Genomic DNA, 15,694 nt, shown 5'->3' with positions numbered 1-15,694 from the left:
AAGTCTAAAGCATTGTAAAACCAACCATTACAAACCAAACCCGAAAACAGAAAATTCTTCTTCAATGAATATCTCTTTAGATAACAAGCGGCTTATTATTGCAAAAATCAGGAATAGCAAAACATTTTCCAAAGCTCCGACAAGTAGTTCTTTGCTTTCCTATCTATTCGAAGAAACAATAAAAGGCACCGATCTAAAAGAAAAATTAATTGAAATAGAATTCTTTGGAGAATCAAAGAATACAGAAAAAAGCAGTCCCCGGGTTCGGGTTAATGTTTATAATCTGAGAAAAAAAATTGCCCGGTATTACGAAAACGAAGGCAAAGAAGATGACTGCAGACTGAACATTGAAAAAGGTCAGTATCAATTGATGTTTTCAATGAAAAAAACCAAAGAAACCGCAGCGAATAAGCTAAAGCTTTCTAAGTACATTCCTTATTTGATGCTATTGGTTGTTGTATTGCTGTTTGTTATTAGTAAAATACCTCAAAAACCGCCAATTTTATGGAATTCATTTATAGAGGATGAAACCAAACCGAAGCTAATTATAGGAGATGCATTTGGCGTTATGGGCAATACGGCAACCGGTGCATTTGGTTGGAACCGTGATTATACAATCAACAGCATTGAGGAATTCTATCAGTTCTGCGACAACAACCCAAAGCTTAAAAACGAACTTTCTCCTGCCAATTACACGTACATGACTGGTATGGGAGCTATTACCAGCCAAAAAATCACCTCCTTATTCGACAAGTACAATACTGATTTTAACATTCATTTTTCAAGCCAAACTTCCATTGCTGATTTAAAAGATGGAAATACAATTTACGCGGGCCCAATTAAAAATAACAATTCGTTCATCCATTTTTTTAATGAAGCCAACCAATACTACAAAATTAAGGATTCCAAGCTATATTTTTCGGAACACCCAAGCATAAAGGACACCACATTTAATTTATTCACCGAAGGACTCGTATCTGAATATTCAATTGTGTCTAAATACAAAGGTCCGAATAATCACGATCAATTTGTTTTCTTTTCGGATCATGATATTGGAGTTTGTTCAACAGTAGAATATTTCACAAATATCGACTCCTTGCAAAAATTCACAGCATCCTATTTGGGAAATTCAAACTACTTTACTGCCGTTTTTATGGCGAAAGGCAAAAGCAGAACCAATACCGATTTAAAACTGCTGTTGGTTACCACAGAATAAAAATAACATCCGAATTGAAACATCATTTTACATCTGCAATTCATCGAATAATCGTAAATTTATTTTTCACAATCAATAAAATATAAATCATGAAAAAAACAAGTCTTCTCTTGTTACTTATTAGTGTGTATTCGTTCAATATATTTGGTCAGAATAACATTATTCCTCTTTGGCCGAATGAGATGCCAAACCACAAAGTTTCAAATGAAACAGAAGTTATAAATGCAACAGATGTTGTTCGGATTTCGAAAGTACAAACGCCGACAATAGAAGTATTCACTCCTGCCAAAAAAAACACAAACGGTCAGGCTGTTCTTATTTGCCCTGGTGGCGGGTATCGAATTTTAGCATACGATTCGGAAGGTACCGACATGGCAAAATGGTTAAATTCAAAAGGAATTACAGCCTTTGTTCTAAAATACCGCTTGCCGGATTCCCAATCGGTTATTGAAAGTTACAAAGCCCCCTTACAAGATGCGATGAGAGCTTTAAGAACCATCCGGTTTAATGCTGAAAAGTACAACATCAATAAAAATGAAATAGGCGTAATGGGCTTTTCTGCCGGCGGACACCTGGCTTCAACACTTGGCACACATTATAATGAATTGATGTACCCTGCAGCTGACGATATTGATTTAGAAAGTGCCCGTCCCGATTTTATGGCACTCATCTATCCTGTAATCAGTATGAAAGAAGGTATTACACATCAGGGATCGAAGCGAAATTTATTGGGGGAAAATCCAACTGAAAAATTAGTCGATAAATTCTCCAACGACTTACAGGTTACCAGCGATACACCACCTGCTTTTCTTATTCATGCATCAGATGACAATGGAGTGCCTGTAAAAAACAGCTTATTGATGTACGAAAGCTTAATCAGCAATGGAGTTTCTGCAGAAATGCATATCTTCTCAACCGGAGGCCACGGCTTTTCTTTTGGTTTCAATAAAGGGCATGTCAGCTCCTGGACCGATTTATTTTACACCTGGAGCAAATCAATCAAAAAGTAAGTGAAACGATTTTCGCAGCAAAGCTCTGTCTGAAGTGGAAATTTCAGACAGAGCTTTGTTCTTTATTGGCAATTGCATAAAAAAAGCAATGCTACATTCTTACGAATACAACATTGCTCACTCTATCCAATATAAAAAAGTACTAAATCACAACTTCATACAAAATTGGGTTCAGTAAAAAAATACTTATTTAATGCTTACAACAATAGGTGAACTCAATTCATCAGCCTGACTTTTCATCAGATTTTCAAAATTTTCCTGTTCTGCCCACTTTTTATTTTCCAACTCCCAGGTAGCAAAAAAGTAGTGCGTTACACTGCTGTTATTACTAATTTTCTGAGTTACAAAGTGAGTCAAACCAACCGGTTGGTTGAAACGACTTCCGTTGCTTACCGCTTCGCTCAAAACAGGAGCATCACCAACTCTTACTTTACTATCCGATGGAAATAAAACTCCCATTGCCAAATAGTCATTGTTCATTGATTGAATATCGTGGGTTGCAATTGCCTCGAATTGATTGTTTGCAACAAACGAAAATGGTTTCTTTTCTTTTAAGTAACTGGTTACAATCCCAACAGCCAATTCGGCTTCTTTATCCAATCCGCCTACGCTAACATCACTCTGAAACCAATATTTACCAGCCCAAACAGTAATTTTCTCTTGTGCACTTAGGCTTTTGCCATCTACATTCCAACCACTGTAATTCAATTCGAAAATGGAACGAACCGGTCCTTTTGTTACCAGTTGAAATTCGAACCGATCAGTTGATCCCAAACGGTATAAGGAATCCTGATGAAACAAGGCCAAACCACCTGCTCCTAAAGATGGACCAACGTGTAAAATATCCATTCCCCAACTGCTTAGTTCGTGGTAACTAACACTTTCTTTGGTTCCGATATTATCCATTATCATTTCAGGCTGAAGCTTTCCGAATAAATCCTTTGCATTTCTACAATCGAAATAATCACGAAAACCCATTACATCATTTTCCCAACTCACACTTTCGGCCTGATAACTTATCGGAACTCCGGTAAATCCTTTGGGAGAAACAGCCTGATCCACACCTTTAAATCCACCTTCAATGGAACCAACTCCCAACCGAACATTAGTGCGAATAGTATATTCAGGCATCTCTGATTTAGCAACAAAAGTAATTTTCATGTTTTTCACCTCGTTTGCTTCAAAATCACAAACCAAAGCCAGTTCATCCCATTTTCCATCCCGGTCTAAATCATCAACCTGCGAAGGGATTGTAATTCCTTTTTCATCAGTAACAACAGGAATCTTCTCATTAGGAATTTCTCCTGTTAATTTCTGAATTTCCACCCTGCTAATCACAACAGGAGCATCTTTTCGGGTCTGACTTGTATTGTTCTTTAACTGAAGAACAGGAGACGAAGTACATGCACTTAAAAAGCTTGCTAAAACGGCAATAACAAAACAATATCTCTTCATTTTACAAAAATTTAGATCTTAAAAACCAATACACTGGATGAAAAAAAAAGAATAAGAAGAGTTTTGATCCACTTCTCAGCGACATTCAAATTCCCCCTCTTACTCTTTCACACAACTAACTAATAATCTAACTTATCTCACTATTATTTTTCGTTCGATGGTTTACCGATGGTTGCCAAAATACCACCATCAACATAAACAACATGTCCGTTTACAAAATCGGATGCTTTTGATGCAAGGAATACTGCTGTTCCACCCAAATCTTCAGGATCTCCCCAACGGGCAGCAGGTGTTCTGTTAATAATAAACTCGTTAAAAGGATGACCGTCTTCGCGGATAGCTGCTGTTTGTGATGTTGCAAAATATCCAGGTCCGATTCCATTGGTCTGAATACCAAATTTTGCCCACTCGGTAGCCATATTCTTAGTCAACATCTTCAAACCTCCTTTTGCCGATGCATAAGCACAAACGTCGTTACGTCCCAACTCACTCATCATTGAACAAATATTGATGATTTTACCTTCGCGGCGCTCAATCATTTTACGTCCAACATATTTACCCATGATGAAAGGACCAACCAAGTCGATATCAATTACCTTACGGTAATCTTTCACTTCCATATCCTGCATTGGTACACGCATAATGATACCAGCATTGTTTACCAAAATTCCAATTGGCCCAACTTCTGCCTCTATTTGGTCAACACCCGCAATTACAGCAGCCTCATCGGTTACATCAAAAATATAACCTTTACAATCAATGCCTTTTTTTGCGTAATCAGCAATTCCGCGATCCAGATTTTCTTTCGAAATATCATTTACAACAATCTGAGCACCTGCTTCAGCCAAGGCTGTAGCGATAGCCATTCCAATACCATGAGTAGCTCCGGTTACCAAAGCAACCTTGCCGTCCAACTTAAATAAATCTAAAATCATAACTTATATCTTAATTATATACAACCTATTTTATACTAACGCAATTCATCCGGCTGACAAATATCCATATCGCCGTAATTCAGATTTTCGCCGCCCATTCCCCAAATAAATGTGTAGTTACTTGTTCCTGCTGCCGAGTGAATCGACCATGTAGGCGAGAAAACAGCTTCTTCATTTGCCATCCAAATGTGACGGGTTTCTTTAGGATCGCCCATAAAATGACAAATAGCCTGTCCTTTTGGTACTTCAAAATAGAAGTAAGCCTCCATTCTTCTGCTGTGAGTATGCGCCGGCATTGTGTTCCAAACACTTCCAGGATGCAACTCAGTCATTCCCATTTGCAGCTGATTGGTTTTAATTGTATCAGAAACAATTAATTTGCGCAATGTTCTGCGGTTTGAATTTTCAGCTTCGCCCAATTCGATAACAATAGCATCTTCGAGTCCAACTTTTACATTTGGAAAAATCTCGTGTGCCGGAGCCGAGTTTAAATAAAAATGAGCAGGAGAAGCCGCATCTGTACTTGCAAAAATGATTTCCTTATTTCCTTTTCCCAGATAAAGAGCTTCTTTGTAATCCAATTCATAAACTGCACCGTCAACACTTACGCTTCCTTTACCACCAACATTTACAATACCCAATTCTCTTCTTTCCAAAAAGTAATCAGCCTTTAAAGGATCTATTGATTCCAATGTCAAAGCTTCTTTTACAGGAACTGCACCACCTACAATAATTCTATCGTACTGAGAGTAAGTCAAATTAATGCTTCCTTCTTCCATTAAATTCTGAACCAAATACTCATCTCTTAATCGACTAGTATCGTAACTCTTCGCATCAGCAGGATGAGTTGCATATCTTTCTTCGTATTTTAAACCCATGGTCTTTATTTTATAAATTAGTACAATCTTTTTTTGATATTTATGTCCGGCAGGATTTTACCCGTTTGCCTAATACAAAGTAATAAAATGTAATTGATCTGTGCAATCGATTGTCTGTTTTTATTTTTTCTTAACTAAAAACACAAGCAGCACCAAAGCATCAAACCATCAGTAAACATTGATTACCAACACTATTTTAACAAGCAAAAAAATAATAAGTCAAACCAAATATTGTGCAATCGATTACCCTTTGTTGCACTTTTATTACACGAATGTAAAAATAATATGCATCTTTGTATTGGATTAAAGCCTGCATAAGCAGAATATGAAACGTCCATGTATAAAGCTTTCTGCACACAGGGAAATGATTATCTCAGCATGGTAAGTTCCATATGGCAAAAACACACTATTATAATCACATGAAAAAAGAGAGTCACACAACAATACACGATATCGCAAGAGCTTTAAATATATCTGGTTCTACTGTATCCAGGGCTCTCAACGATAATTCCAGAATTAGTGACAAAACCAAAAAAGCCGTTCGCGACATGGCCAGGCAACTCGGCTACCAACCCAATGCCTTAGCATCTAATTTGCGCACCAGTTGCACAAACACCATTGGTGTTATTATTCCCCGAATCAGCAGATACTTCTTTTCTTCGGCAATTACCGGTATCGAGGAATTGGCGCGAACCAGAGGCTACAATGTAATTATTTGTCAATCGAACGATCAGGAAGCCAGAGAAGCCGATTGTGTGCAAACTCTTTTTGCCAGCAGGGTTGATGGTGTGATTTCATCGATAGCCATAAACACCGAAAACTTTGAGCATTACAAAACCTTCACCGACAGAAACATCCCTTTGGTGTTTTTCGACCGGGTTTGCGACGAGCTGGAAACCAGCCAGGTGGTGGTTGATGACTTTAAAGGTGGCTTTATTGCTGCCGAACACCTTATTTCGAAAGGATGCAAACGAATTGCCCACATTGGCGGGCCACAGCATTTAAACATTTACATTAACCGTTTGCAGGGATACTTAAAAGCACTACGCAAGCACAATTTCGAAATTGAAGAAGAACTGATTATTGAAAGTCTGTTAACCCGCGAAGACGGCAAAGCATGCGCAAAAAAATTGCTGGACTCGCCCAGGCGTCCGGATGCTATATTTGCGGCCAACGATATTTCGGCACTCAGCATTATTCTTTACGCCAAAGAAATAGGACTTCGAATTCCTGAAGATCTGGCTGTTGTGGGATTCAGCAACGAACCCTTCTCCGAATATGTTAGCCCTTCGCTAACCACCATCGAGCAATCGGGCTTTGATGTTGGCACCAAAGCAACCGAATTGCTGCTCGATATCATCACCAACAAAAGCGGAAATCATCAGGAAACCATTGTATTGCCGGTAAAACTGATTGAGAGAGAATCGAGCAACCGCTAAATTATAATTTCCAATCCCCTGAAATGTCATTGCATTTTTTCGGGACTGCCCGCCCGATTTGCGGAGAGTCATTCCGAGTTTGGGGATTGCCCGCCCGATTTGCTGAGACTCATTCCGAGTTGGGGGATTATCCGCCCGATTTGCGGAGACTCATTCCGGGTTGGGGCATTGTCCGCCCGATTTGCAGAGACTCATTCCGGGTTGGGGCATTATCCGCCAGAAATTGTGGAAAATCATTCCGAATTGAAGAACTCCTCGCCCAAAATACTGAGCCTTCGCCCACCAATAAACATCCTTACTTCCAAATAAATATGCTCTCTGCAATTTTAACAGGCGGGTTGTGAGTGGGAAATGTAGGATATTTTAAAACAATGTAATACTTAACAATATTTTGTGACAACATAATAAAGCTTTATATTTGGTTTAGTCTTACCCCTAAACTACTGTATCATGTTATCCAAAATTACTACCATCATTGCATTTGCAATAATTCTGACGAGCTGCGTTTCCCAATCTGATTACGACAAATTAAAAGCTGAACATGAACATTTAAAAACTCAACTTGAAGAATGTGAGAACGGAGCTGAAAAAATAATTGCAAAAGTAGAACAAGCTTACGCTGAAAAAAATTATTCTTTAGCCAAAGAAAATATACTTAAACTATATAAAGAGCACCCCGAATCCCCAAAAAACAAAGAATTCGAACTCATACGTAATAAAATAGAGAAACTTCAATTAGCAATTGAAAAGAAGAAAGAGGCCGAATTGCTGGCTGAGAAAATGAAAAAGGAAGTTGAAGAAAAAGAAAGATACAGACTTGCTAATCTTAATAATACTGGTGCCTGGGAAATAAACCACTTTGTCGATGAATTTGGTGAGCCAACAAAAAATGGTTACATCACTGGAAAATCACTTATAAGAGGAACATTCAGTAACACCGCAACACAAGATTCTGAATTAAATGCTTATTTTTTAATCTCTGATGCAAGTAACATATCATTAAAGTTATTTGAATATGCTGGTAACAACCCTGTTAAAGCATACTCATCTGATTATTACAGCGTACTTGTTCAAGATAAAGACAAAAAACGTTACAAATTAAATGCCATCAATTATGAATCTGACAGATTAACTTTTAGCAAAGAACACTCCTGGATACTCCACAGTATTTTTAAAAAAGGTGGATCTGTTAAATTCAAAATAATAGAAGAAGATACACCTACAACATACTACGAATTCACAATTGACAAAACAGATTTTTACGAAAATGCATATAGAAAATTGAGAGAATCCTAAGCCCAAGATCATTTTTCAATGACAACAAAAGCCTAAAAATGTGAATTGTTAGGCTTTTGTAATTCTTATACCCATTTTATTTAAGGATTGTACAAATCGGGATTGAAAAAATTCATGATGGATTGAATCATTTGAATTTTTACGTTTGCCTTTTTATGATCGGGCTGCAGATCGGTAACCCGAATATAGGCACTTAAGGCTTTGGGCAACTCCCCCAACTGGTGGTGCATCTCTCCCAGCTTAAAAAGCACCTCGATATTTTGCGGCTCTGCCAAAGCGAGCTCCTTGTATTTTTCCAAAGCAGAGCGAAAGTCCCCTTCGCTTTCGAGCTTTATGGCATCTAACTGTATATTTTCAATATCCCTATTCATTGTTCTTGTTATTTAAGTACTAAAAGCAATGTAAACCCAGTGTGTTTGTATGAGGCAAATGTAAGGAAATTTGAATTTGTTTGGATTAATTGTGTGCATCTTATCGGTAAAGAAACAGTTATTTGTAATTTAGCGACACTAAAACGCTACAAGTATGACAAAACAACACTGGAAACCCGGAACCATGGTTTATCCCTTGCCTGCCGTAATGGTAAGCTGTGGCAGCACGCCCGAAAATTACAACATCATCACCATTGCCTGGACAGGAACCATTTGCTCCGATCCGGCCATGTGTTACATATCTGTTCGCAAGAACCGTCACTCTTACAACATCATTAAAGAAAGTGGCGAATTTGTAATCAACCTTACCACTAAAGATTTGGCCTACGCCACCGATTGGTGCGGTGTAAAATCGGGTAAGGATTTCGACAAATTCAAGGAAATGAAACTTACTCCCGGTAAATCGAAAGAAATTTCTGCTCCCATTATCGAGGAATCGCCATTGAGCATAGAGTGCAAGGTGACTAAAATAGTAGAATTGGGTTCGCACGATATGTTTATGGCCGAAGTGGTAAATGTGCAAGCCGATGAACGATACATCAACGAAAAAGGGGAATTCTCGCTGGCCAAATCAGGACCATTGGTTTACTCGCACGGCCACTACTTCGAATTGGGAGAGTTAATCGGTCGATTCGGCTACTCGGTAATGAAAAAGAAAACTAAGGAAAAAATTAAAAAGTCGAAAGGTCTTGAATAGTCTGTAAAGGTCTAAAAGTCGAAGGTCAAAAAGTCCAAAGGTCGAAAGCTAAAAGGCAAAAGAGATTATTACCTCATAATTTATAACTCTTAACTAATAACTAACAAAAAACCGGCTCAAAAGGCCGGTTTTCTTATTTTGTTTTGTGGTCGCTTATCGAATCCGATCCATCGAGCGGATTAAAGCCTCATCTTTACCAATTTCGCGAATTGCCAAATAGCTTAGCACCAATGCAACCAAAGGAAATGCGTTGATTAAGCTGTAGGTTGTAATGGCATTTAGTTCTGTTGCCTGACTGCTTATGCTGTAATAGATCAATCCCATTGCACCAATCATGCAAATCATATTAAACACGGTTAAACGAATCTGCAGCATTCTTTTCTTGAATAAGAAAATAGTAACAAAACTAATTAAAGCAATAATGCTTAACAAAATGGCAACCGGCATGGCATTAAAAACTGCTGGTTCCCCTTCCTGCAAAGCTGGAATTCCACGGTATAAAAATTCATACACTGCACCCGATGCATCTACCAATTCCGCTAGCGGAAAAAAGAACATCACTGCAATTAAAATAAAACTCCCTAACAGGTATAAAGACTGAATTCTTTGTATCATCGTATTTTTATTTTTTTTGTACAAATTTAAACTTAAATACAAAAGCAGCAAACTTTCGTTTACTGCTTTTTACCATCACTACTTAATACTAACTAATCACACTAGTAAAAAATACACTTGCCCTGCAGAATTACCCCTAATCACAAAGCAAATTTTCTATCCGCTTTTGCAGCAAGTTAAATCTGCAAAATTTAAGCAGGCTATTAACCTTTTCGTTTTTAACGACATGTGATCACTTTAACAGACAAACTGTTAAACTGCCTTGCATCAAATGTACTTTTCAAATTATTCACAAAACGATGGGCCACTTTATCGTCCTCATTAAAAATCAGTAACAATCAAACTATTATCCTAATTTTATGCCAACAGCATAATATCAACTAGATTACACGCACTTAATGTTTTTTTTAACAAGAATTAACTGAGCGTTTACAGGCATAAAAAAAAACGCCTGACGAATCAAGCGGTTCCGAATATCTCAATTAAATACTTTAGTTATTTCCAAGAATTAAAGGCATTCCATCTTTTCCACTTCCAATTACCACAACTTTTGTATTTGGCGATTCAGAAAGCTTTATGGTAGCTTCAATACCTCTCATTTTCAAAAGAGCATCGGTCAAACTACTATTGATAATTTTATTGGCTACAGCCTCACCATCAGCAGCAATTCGTTTTCTTTCCGCTTCACTTTTTTCTCTGTCCAGTCTAAACGTATATGCAAGAGCCTCTTGTTCCTGCTGCAATTTGCTTTCAATAGCTGTTTTAATTTTCGCAGGAAGATTTATGGAACGAATCAACAAGGCTTTCATCTGTATGTTATTCTTCGAAAGAACTAATGAAGTTTCCTGAATAATAGCATCTTCAACTTCTTTTCTCATCGTCGAATAAATTTCTTCCGCATTATACCTTCCGGCAACTTGTCTAACCGAAGAACGAACTTCCGGTACAACCAATTGGTTGATATAATCCTTGCCAAAAATCTCGTGCAAATATCCAATTTTATCGTACTCCGGATTAAATCGAACAGATACATCAATATTTAGCGACAAACCACTTTTATCCAAAACATCCATGGTTTCTTCACTTTTCTGTTCACGAACTACATAAACATTCATTTTATTCCAAGGAGCAATAATATGGAAACCAGGTTGAGCAACATGCTCTTTATCTAATCCTCCGGAAAATTTACGGAAAATAACTCCACGTTCACCTGGTTGCAATGTAACGAACATACTTGATCCTGATAAGATCAAAATTACGGCCAAAACACCTAGAACAATTAAAAAATAAGGTTGTTTCTTCATGATTTTGTATTTCAATTATATTTCTAATTCCTGTTAAATGTACTACAATTATGTCAGATCTAGAAAATTATAGCAAGCGTAATTTTGAAAAGTACATCTCTTAGCAAAAGAAAACATTTCGTTAGTTTGCAGATTGATTTTTTTTACATATTTTCGGCTCTTTACTCTTGTAAATTTTAAAAATCATGGAAAAAATTAAATCATCAGAATTAATAATAAATCCTGACGGAAGTGTTTTTCACTTGCACCTTAAACCGGAACATCTTGCCGATACTGTAATTTTAGTTGGAGATCCCGGACGTGTTGAATTGGTTGCCAGTTATTTTGATCGTGTGGAATGTACGATATCAAACCGCGAGTTTGTAACAAAAACCGGAAGCTATAACGGGAAAAGGTTTTCAGTACTTTCAACAGGAATTGGCACCGACAATATAGACATCGTAGTGAACGAATTAGATGCTTTGGTAAATATCGATTTGGAAACACGCACTCCAAAAAAAGAACACACAACTTTAAATTTAGTTAGAATTGGTACCTCAGGAGCTTTACAGGGAAATATTCCTGTTGATTCCTTTCTGCTGTCAAACAAATCGATAGGCTTTGACGGGATGCTGAATTTTTATGCAGACAGAGATTCTGTATCCGAACTGGATTTTGAAGAAGCATTTAAGAAGTTTGTTAATTGGGATCAAAAATTAGCTTCTCCATATGTGGTACCAGCTTCAAAAAGTCTGCTGGACATTTTGGATGGCGCCGACATGACAAGAGGTGTTACTATCTCTGCAAATGGATTTTACGGACCTCAAGGCAGAGTTCTTCGCCTTCAGACATTGGATCCTGATTTGAATGATAAAATCGAAAAATTCGAATACAAAGGAGAGAAAATCACCAATTACGAAATGGAAAGTTCTGCAATATTCGGACTTTCTGCAATGTTAGGACATGAGTCGGTTGCTGTTTGTGCAATAATTGCGAATAGAATCACTAAAGATGCCAGTAAAGACTATCATCCAACGATAAAAAAACTAATTCAAACCGTTTTAGACCGACTAAGCAAATAGCTTTTATCCTTATTATCAAAAACTTAACCCGCAAGATTGCTTTTCCTTGCGGGTTTTACTATATTTAGTGAGGACAAAATCTATTATTATGAATAAGAATAAGTTAGAAGCTCTATTATCCTTACTGGACGATCCAGATAAAGAAATTCATAAAAGTATCGAAAAAGAACTAATAGAGTTACCGGTTAGTATAATCTCGCAACTGGAAGATTCTTGGCTGGAATCAAAGAGTCCTCTCTTTCAGGAAAGACTGGAAATGGTAATCAACAAAATTCAGTTTAAGACCGTTAAGAAAGAGCTTATCGCATGGAGTTCCAATAAAAACCCAAACTTAATAGAAGGTGCTATTTTGGTAAATAAGAGTTACAATCCAAATCTGTTAATAGATCCTATCCGAAAAAGTATTCAAAAAATAAAAGACGATGTAAGCTTAGAAATAAACGATCATCTTACCGCATTGGAAAAAATTAAGATTCTAAATCATTTTTTCTACAACATATACAACTATCAGGCTCTCTCACCCAATCAACCCACAAATTGGGATGGTGATATCAGTACTGTATTATCACAAAAACACGGTAATTATATAATAATTGCAATTATTTATGCCGGTATTGCTCAGGAACTAAACATTCCCGTATATGGAATCAATCTTCCCGGCAGTGTTTTACTTTGTTATAAAGATGAATCATCTGTCAAATCAAATATAGAAAACACCAATTCAATTCTGTTTTACATCAATCCTATTGATAAAGGAACAGTTTTTGGACAGAAGGATTTACATCATATCATCAAAGCTAAAAACATCGTAAACAGACCCCAATTCTACAAATTAGCATCCAACACAAGTATGATTAAAAGATTGGTTCAACACGAAATTAATGTGTACAAAAAACTGAATCTGAATAGCTTCATACCCAATTTCAAAGAATTATTTAGATCCATATAAAAAAAGCCCGTTTCATTAAGAAACGGGCTTTTCACTGATTTATACTTTATTACTTTGCGTAATTGATAGCTCTTGTTTCTCTAATTACGGTAATCTTAACCTGACCAGGATAAGTCATTTCATCCTGAATTTTCTGAGCAATATCCAAGGACAATGTTTCAGCTTCTTTATCAGAAACTTTATCACTGCCTACAATTACTCTCAATTCTCTACCTGCCTGAATAGCATATGTTTTAAGCACACCAGGGTGTGACAATGCCAAGTTCTCAAGATCTTTCAATCTCTTAATATATGACTCAACAACTTCCCGTCTTGCTCCAGGACGTGCACCTGAAATAGCATCACAAGCCTGAATAATCGGAGAGATCATCGATGTCATTTCAATCTCATCGTGGTGAGCACCAATAGCATTACAGATATCCGGCTTCTCTTTGTACTTTTCGGCCAATTTCATACCCAAAATTGCATGTGGCAATTCCGGCTCTTCATCCGGCACCTTTCCAATATCATGCAACAGACCGGCACGTTTCGCTCTTTTTGCATTCAAACCAAGCTCAGTTGCCATAATTGCACAAAGATTAGCTGTTTCTCTGGAGTGCTGCAATAAATTTTGTCCGTAAGATGAACGATACTTCATTTTACCAACCAAACGAATCAATTCGGGATGCAATCCATGAACACCCAAATCAATTGCAGTACGTTTTCCAGTCTCAATGATTTCTTCTTCAATCTGCTTGCGAACTTTATTAACAACCTCTTCAATTCTTGCCGGGTGAATACGACCATCGGTAACTAATTGATGCAGCGCCAATCTGGCAATCTCGCGTCTTACAGGATCAAAACCAGAAAGAACAATAGCTTCAGGAGTATCATCGACAATTATTTCAATACCTGTAGCTGCTTCCAAAGCACGAATGTTCCGACCTTCACGACCAATAATTCTACCTTTTATTTCATCCGATTCAATATGAAAAATTGTAACTGAATTTTCAATTGCAGTTTCAGTAGCTACTCGTTGGATCGTTTTCACAACCACTTTTTTAGCTTCCATATTAGCGGTCATCTTGGCCTCTTCCATGATTTCGTTCACGTAAGACATGGCCTCGGTTTTCGCTACATCACGCATAGAATCGATTAACTGAGTTTTAGCCTCTTCCCCGGATAAGCCGGAAATTTTTTCCAACTGCTCTATTTGCTGCTTTTTTGCCTTCTCCAACTCATCTGATTTTCTTTCTACCAAATCAATTTGAACGGTCAAATTATCACGAACGATATCAACCTCTTTCTTCTTGCGTTGAAATTCATCTATTCGTTGATTTAAAGCATTTTCCCTTTGTTTGTATTTAGTCTCAGCAGCAAGTAATTTGTTATTTCTTGAGTTAATTTGTTTCTCATGCTCTGTTTTCAATTGGAAAAATTTCTCTTTTGCCTGAAGAATCTTATCTTTTTTGATCACTTCTGCTTCCGATTGTGCATCCCTAATTATTGAGCTGCTCCTGGCTTTAAGAGTCTTTTGCAAAACAAAGTAAGAAACGATGCCACCACCAACAAATGCAATGGATCCTATTATTATTATTTCAATCATATCATAGAATATTAAGTCAGTATTATTATATATATAAAATGCAACCCGCACTATCACTCAGGCTTACAACAATAACGTTCAATAGTCTTCTCCTGTCTTACCATAAGATACAAGAAAAATGACTACAAAACATTAAAATTGCGATCAGCTTAAGAAATAATGCGGGTTACAACTTTCCTACTAAGAATGTAAACTACTCTTTATCTAAAAATTCTCTTAACTCCTGTTCCATTGCCTTGACCTCTTCAAGAACCGGGGAAACATCAGTTTTATTTTCAGCTTCAATAACCTTAATTACGTACTGTAACGAAGCCATTGCTAAAAAATCCTGAGTATCTTTATCTTTATATCGTTGTTTGTATTGCAATACTTTTTCATTAATCATTTTTGCAGCTTTCCGGATAACCTCTTCCTGATTACGATCTATCTTCAAAGGATAAAACCGATCCGCTACATTAACTCTTATTGAAAGTTTTTCGTCCATAAACAAATTCTACCTGTTTAAAAGAGCAATACATTTATCAATCTCCCGCACAATTCGGTTAATTTTAACCTTAGCCTCCTGCGAATCGCCGCTATTCGCAGCAAATGTTTTGGCTAACTTTAATGTATTGTATTGATGGTCGAGTTCTTCCCTTTCCCTTTTCAGGATTTCAACCTTTTCCATGAGCTCCAGTTTCTCATGAATTAAAGATTCTTTCTCCTGTTTAGATTTCCGGTACAACAAAATAAGTTCCGAAATTTGTCCTTTTAAACTATTCAGTACTTCGTTTGGCTCTTGATCCATCATTAAAATTTTTCTTTTACAAAATTAACATTGCTG

At 37.0% G+C, this 15,694-nt stretch carries 16 protein-coding genes; 7 read left to right on the top strand and 9 right to left on the bottom strand.

Features of this window, described 5'->3' with window-relative positions; all coding sequences use genetic code 11:
* Positions 1-64: 64 nt before the first annotated feature.
* Both QUH73_RS00405 and QUH73_RS00400 read left to right on the top strand, forming a co-directional pair.
* Positions 65-1,216, top strand: coding sequence for a hypothetical protein (locus QUH73_RS00405; RefSeq protein ID WP_289528467.1), 1,152 nt, complete (start codon positions 65-67; stop codon positions 1,214-1,216).
* A gap of 89 nt (positions 1,217-1,305) precedes the next feature.
* Positions 1,306-2,226 carry an alpha/beta hydrolase gene (locus QUH73_RS00400; RefSeq protein WP_289528466.1) on the top strand — a complete coding sequence of 307 codons (921 nt, stop codon included), beginning with the start codon at positions 1,306-1,308 and terminating at the stop codon, positions 2,224-2,226.
* A gap of 186 nt (positions 2,227-2,412) precedes the next feature.
* On the opposite strand, the gene QUH73_RS00395 is transcribed toward QUH73_RS00400, so the two are convergent.
* The 3 genes from QUH73_RS00395 to kduI all read right to left on the bottom strand — a co-directional run bounded on the left by QUH73_RS00395 (position 2,413) and on the right by kduI (position 5,494).
* Complete coding sequence (locus QUH73_RS00395; RefSeq protein WP_289528465.1) at positions 2,413-3,681, bottom strand: DUF4861 domain-containing protein; 1,269 nt, start codon at positions 3,679-3,681, stop codon at positions 2,413-2,415.
* A 143-nt stretch (positions 3,682-3,824) separates the two neighbouring features.
* A complete protein-coding gene (locus tag QUH73_RS00390) occupies positions 3,825-4,616 on the bottom strand; it encodes a gluconate 5-dehydrogenase (RefSeq protein WP_289528464.1) in 792 nt (263 codons plus the stop codon).
* Positions 4,617-4,651: 35 nt separating this feature from the next.
* Complete coding sequence (kduI, locus tag QUH73_RS00385; RefSeq protein WP_289528462.1) at positions 4,652-5,494, bottom strand: 5-dehydro-4-deoxy-D-glucuronate isomerase; 843 nt, start codon at positions 5,492-5,494, stop codon at positions 4,652-4,654.
* A 419-nt stretch (positions 5,495-5,913) separates the two neighbouring features.
* Here kduI and QUH73_RS00380 point away from each other — a divergent pair, with 419 nt between their 5' ends.
* Both QUH73_RS00380 and QUH73_RS00375 read left to right on the top strand, forming a co-directional pair.
* Positions 5,914-6,933: a LacI family DNA-binding transcriptional regulator gene (locus QUH73_RS00380; protein ID WP_289528461.1), complete on the top strand. Its 1,020-nt coding sequence runs from the start codon at positions 5,914-5,916 to the stop codon at positions 6,931-6,933.
* A 450-nt stretch (positions 6,934-7,383) separates the two neighbouring features.
* Positions 7,384-8,229, top strand: coding sequence for a hypothetical protein (locus QUH73_RS00375; protein WP_289528460.1), 846 nt, complete (start codon positions 7,384-7,386; stop codon positions 8,227-8,229).
* A gap of 80 nt (positions 8,230-8,309) precedes the next feature.
* Here QUH73_RS00375 and QUH73_RS00370 read toward each other — a convergent pair whose 3' ends face one another.
* Positions 8,310-8,600, bottom strand: a complete 291-nt coding sequence (locus QUH73_RS00370; RefSeq protein WP_289528458.1) for a tetratricopeptide repeat protein — start codon at positions 8,598-8,600, stop codon at positions 8,310-8,312.
* 154 nt (positions 8,601-8,754) lie between these two features.
* On the opposite strand from QUH73_RS00370, the gene QUH73_RS00365 reads away from it, so the two are divergent.
* Positions 8,755-9,357 (top strand): flavin reductase family protein, encoded by a 603-nt coding sequence (locus QUH73_RS00365; protein WP_289528457.1) that lies wholly within the window; start codon positions 8,755-8,757, stop codon positions 9,355-9,357.
* A gap of 153 nt (positions 9,358-9,510) precedes the next feature.
* Here QUH73_RS00365 and QUH73_RS00360 read toward each other — a convergent pair whose 3' ends face one another.
* Positions 9,511-9,972 (bottom strand): DUF4293 domain-containing protein, encoded by a 462-nt coding sequence (locus tag QUH73_RS00360; RefSeq protein WP_289528456.1) that lies wholly within the window; start codon positions 9,970-9,972, stop codon positions 9,511-9,513.
* 491 nt (positions 9,973-10,463) lie between these two features.
* Positions 10,464-11,276: a prohibitin family protein gene (locus tag QUH73_RS00355; protein WP_289528454.1), complete on the bottom strand. Its 813-nt coding sequence runs from the start codon at positions 11,274-11,276 to the stop codon at positions 10,464-10,466.
* Positions 11,277-11,461: 185 nt separating this feature from the next.
* On the opposite strand from QUH73_RS00355, the gene QUH73_RS00350 reads away from it, so the two are divergent.
* Positions 11,462-12,337, top strand: a complete 876-nt coding sequence (locus QUH73_RS00350) for a nucleoside phosphorylase (RefSeq protein ID WP_289528453.1) — start codon at positions 11,462-11,464, stop codon at positions 12,335-12,337.
* 88 nt (positions 12,338-12,425) lie between these two features.
* Positions 12,426-13,286 carry a transglutaminase family protein gene (locus QUH73_RS00345; RefSeq protein ID WP_289528452.1) on the top strand — a complete coding sequence of 287 codons (861 nt, stop codon included), beginning with the start codon at positions 12,426-12,428 and terminating at the stop codon, positions 13,284-13,286.
* Positions 13,287-13,335: 49 nt separating this feature from the next.
* Here QUH73_RS00345 and rny read toward each other — a convergent pair whose 3' ends face one another.
* The 3 genes from rny to QUH73_RS00330 form a co-directional block, all read right to left on the bottom strand.
* Positions 13,336-14,871, bottom strand: coding sequence for a ribonuclease Y (gene rny, locus QUH73_RS00340; protein ID WP_289528451.1), 1,536 nt, complete (start codon positions 14,869-14,871; stop codon positions 13,336-13,338).
* Positions 14,872-15,064: 193 nt separating this feature from the next.
* Positions 15,065-15,355 (bottom strand): cell division protein ZapA, encoded by a 291-nt coding sequence (locus tag QUH73_RS00335; RefSeq protein WP_101308013.1) that lies wholly within the window; start codon positions 15,353-15,355, stop codon positions 15,065-15,067.
* Positions 15,356-15,364: 9 nt separating this feature from the next.
* The gene (locus tag QUH73_RS00330; protein WP_124992687.1) at positions 15,365-15,661 is read right to left on the bottom strand and encodes a hypothetical protein; all 297 of its coding nucleotides are present in this window, start codon (positions 15,659-15,661) and stop codon (positions 15,365-15,367) included.
* Positions 15,662-15,694 lie beyond the last annotated feature (33 nt).

It is taken from the genome of Labilibaculum sp. K2S, from assembly GCF_030372765.1.
In the GTDB taxonomy this organism is placed as follows: domain Bacteria; phylum Bacteroidota; class Bacteroidia; order Bacteroidales; family Marinifilaceae; genus Labilibaculum.
Note: the sequence above shows the minus strand (reverse complement) of the source record. Positions and strands in the feature narration are given on the sequence as shown.

What these genes read in the sequence shown, in the direction of transcription:
- QUH73_RS00400 (WP_289528466.1), top strand. Translation starts at nt 1,306, where the DNA reads ATGAAAAAAACAAGTCTTCTCTTGTTACTTATTAGTGTGTATTCGTTC.
- QUH73_RS00365 (WP_289528457.1), top strand. Translation starts at nt 8,755, where the DNA reads ATGACAAAACAACACTGGAAACCCGGAACCATGGTTTATCCCTTGCCT.
- QUH73_RS00405 (WP_289528467.1), top strand. Translation starts at nt 65, where the DNA reads ATGAATATCTCTTTAGATAACAAGCGGCTTATTATTGCAAAAATCAGG.
- QUH73_RS00335 (WP_101308013.1), bottom strand. Translation starts at nt 15,355, where the DNA reads ATGGACGAAAAACTTTCAATAAGAGTTAATGTAGCGGATCGGTTTTAT.
- QUH73_RS00375 (WP_289528460.1), top strand. Translation starts at nt 7,384, where the DNA reads ATGTTATCCAAAATTACTACCATCATTGCATTTGCAATAATTCTGACG.
- QUH73_RS00350 (WP_289528453.1), top strand. Translation starts at nt 11,462, where the DNA reads ATGGAAAAAATTAAATCATCAGAATTAATAATAAATCCTGACGGAAGT.
- rny (WP_289528451.1), bottom strand. Translation starts at nt 14,871, where the DNA reads ATGATTGAAATAATAATAATAGGATCCATTGCATTTGTTGGTGGTGGC.
- QUH73_RS00390 (WP_289528464.1), bottom strand. Translation starts at nt 4,616, where the DNA reads ATGATTTTAGATTTATTTAAGTTGGACGGCAAGGTTGCTTTGGTAACC.
- QUH73_RS00360 (WP_289528456.1), bottom strand. Translation starts at nt 9,972, where the DNA reads ATGATACAAAGAATTCAGTCTTTATACCTGTTAGGGAGTTTTATTTTA.
- QUH73_RS00380 (WP_289528461.1), top strand. Translation starts at nt 5,914, where the DNA reads ATGAAAAAAGAGAGTCACACAACAATACACGATATCGCAAGAGCTTTA.
- kduI (WP_289528462.1), bottom strand. Translation starts at nt 5,494, where the DNA reads ATGGGTTTAAAATACGAAGAAAGATATGCAACTCATCCTGCTGATGCG.
- QUH73_RS00395 (WP_289528465.1), bottom strand. Translation starts at nt 3,681, where the DNA reads ATGAAGAGATATTGTTTTGTTATTGCCGTTTTAGCAAGCTTTTTAAGT.
- QUH73_RS00345 (WP_289528452.1), top strand. Translation starts at nt 12,426, where the DNA reads ATGAATAAGAATAAGTTAGAAGCTCTATTATCCTTACTGGACGATCCA.
- QUH73_RS00355 (WP_289528454.1), bottom strand. Translation starts at nt 11,276, where the DNA reads ATGAAGAAACAACCTTATTTTTTAATTGTTCTAGGTGTTTTGGCCGTA.
- QUH73_RS00330 (WP_124992687.1), bottom strand. Translation starts at nt 15,661, where the DNA reads ATGATGGATCAAGAGCCAAACGAAGTACTGAATAGTTTAAAAGGACAA.
- QUH73_RS00370 (WP_289528458.1), bottom strand. Translation starts at nt 8,600, where the DNA reads ATGAATAGGGATATTGAAAATATACAGTTAGATGCCATAAAGCTCGAA.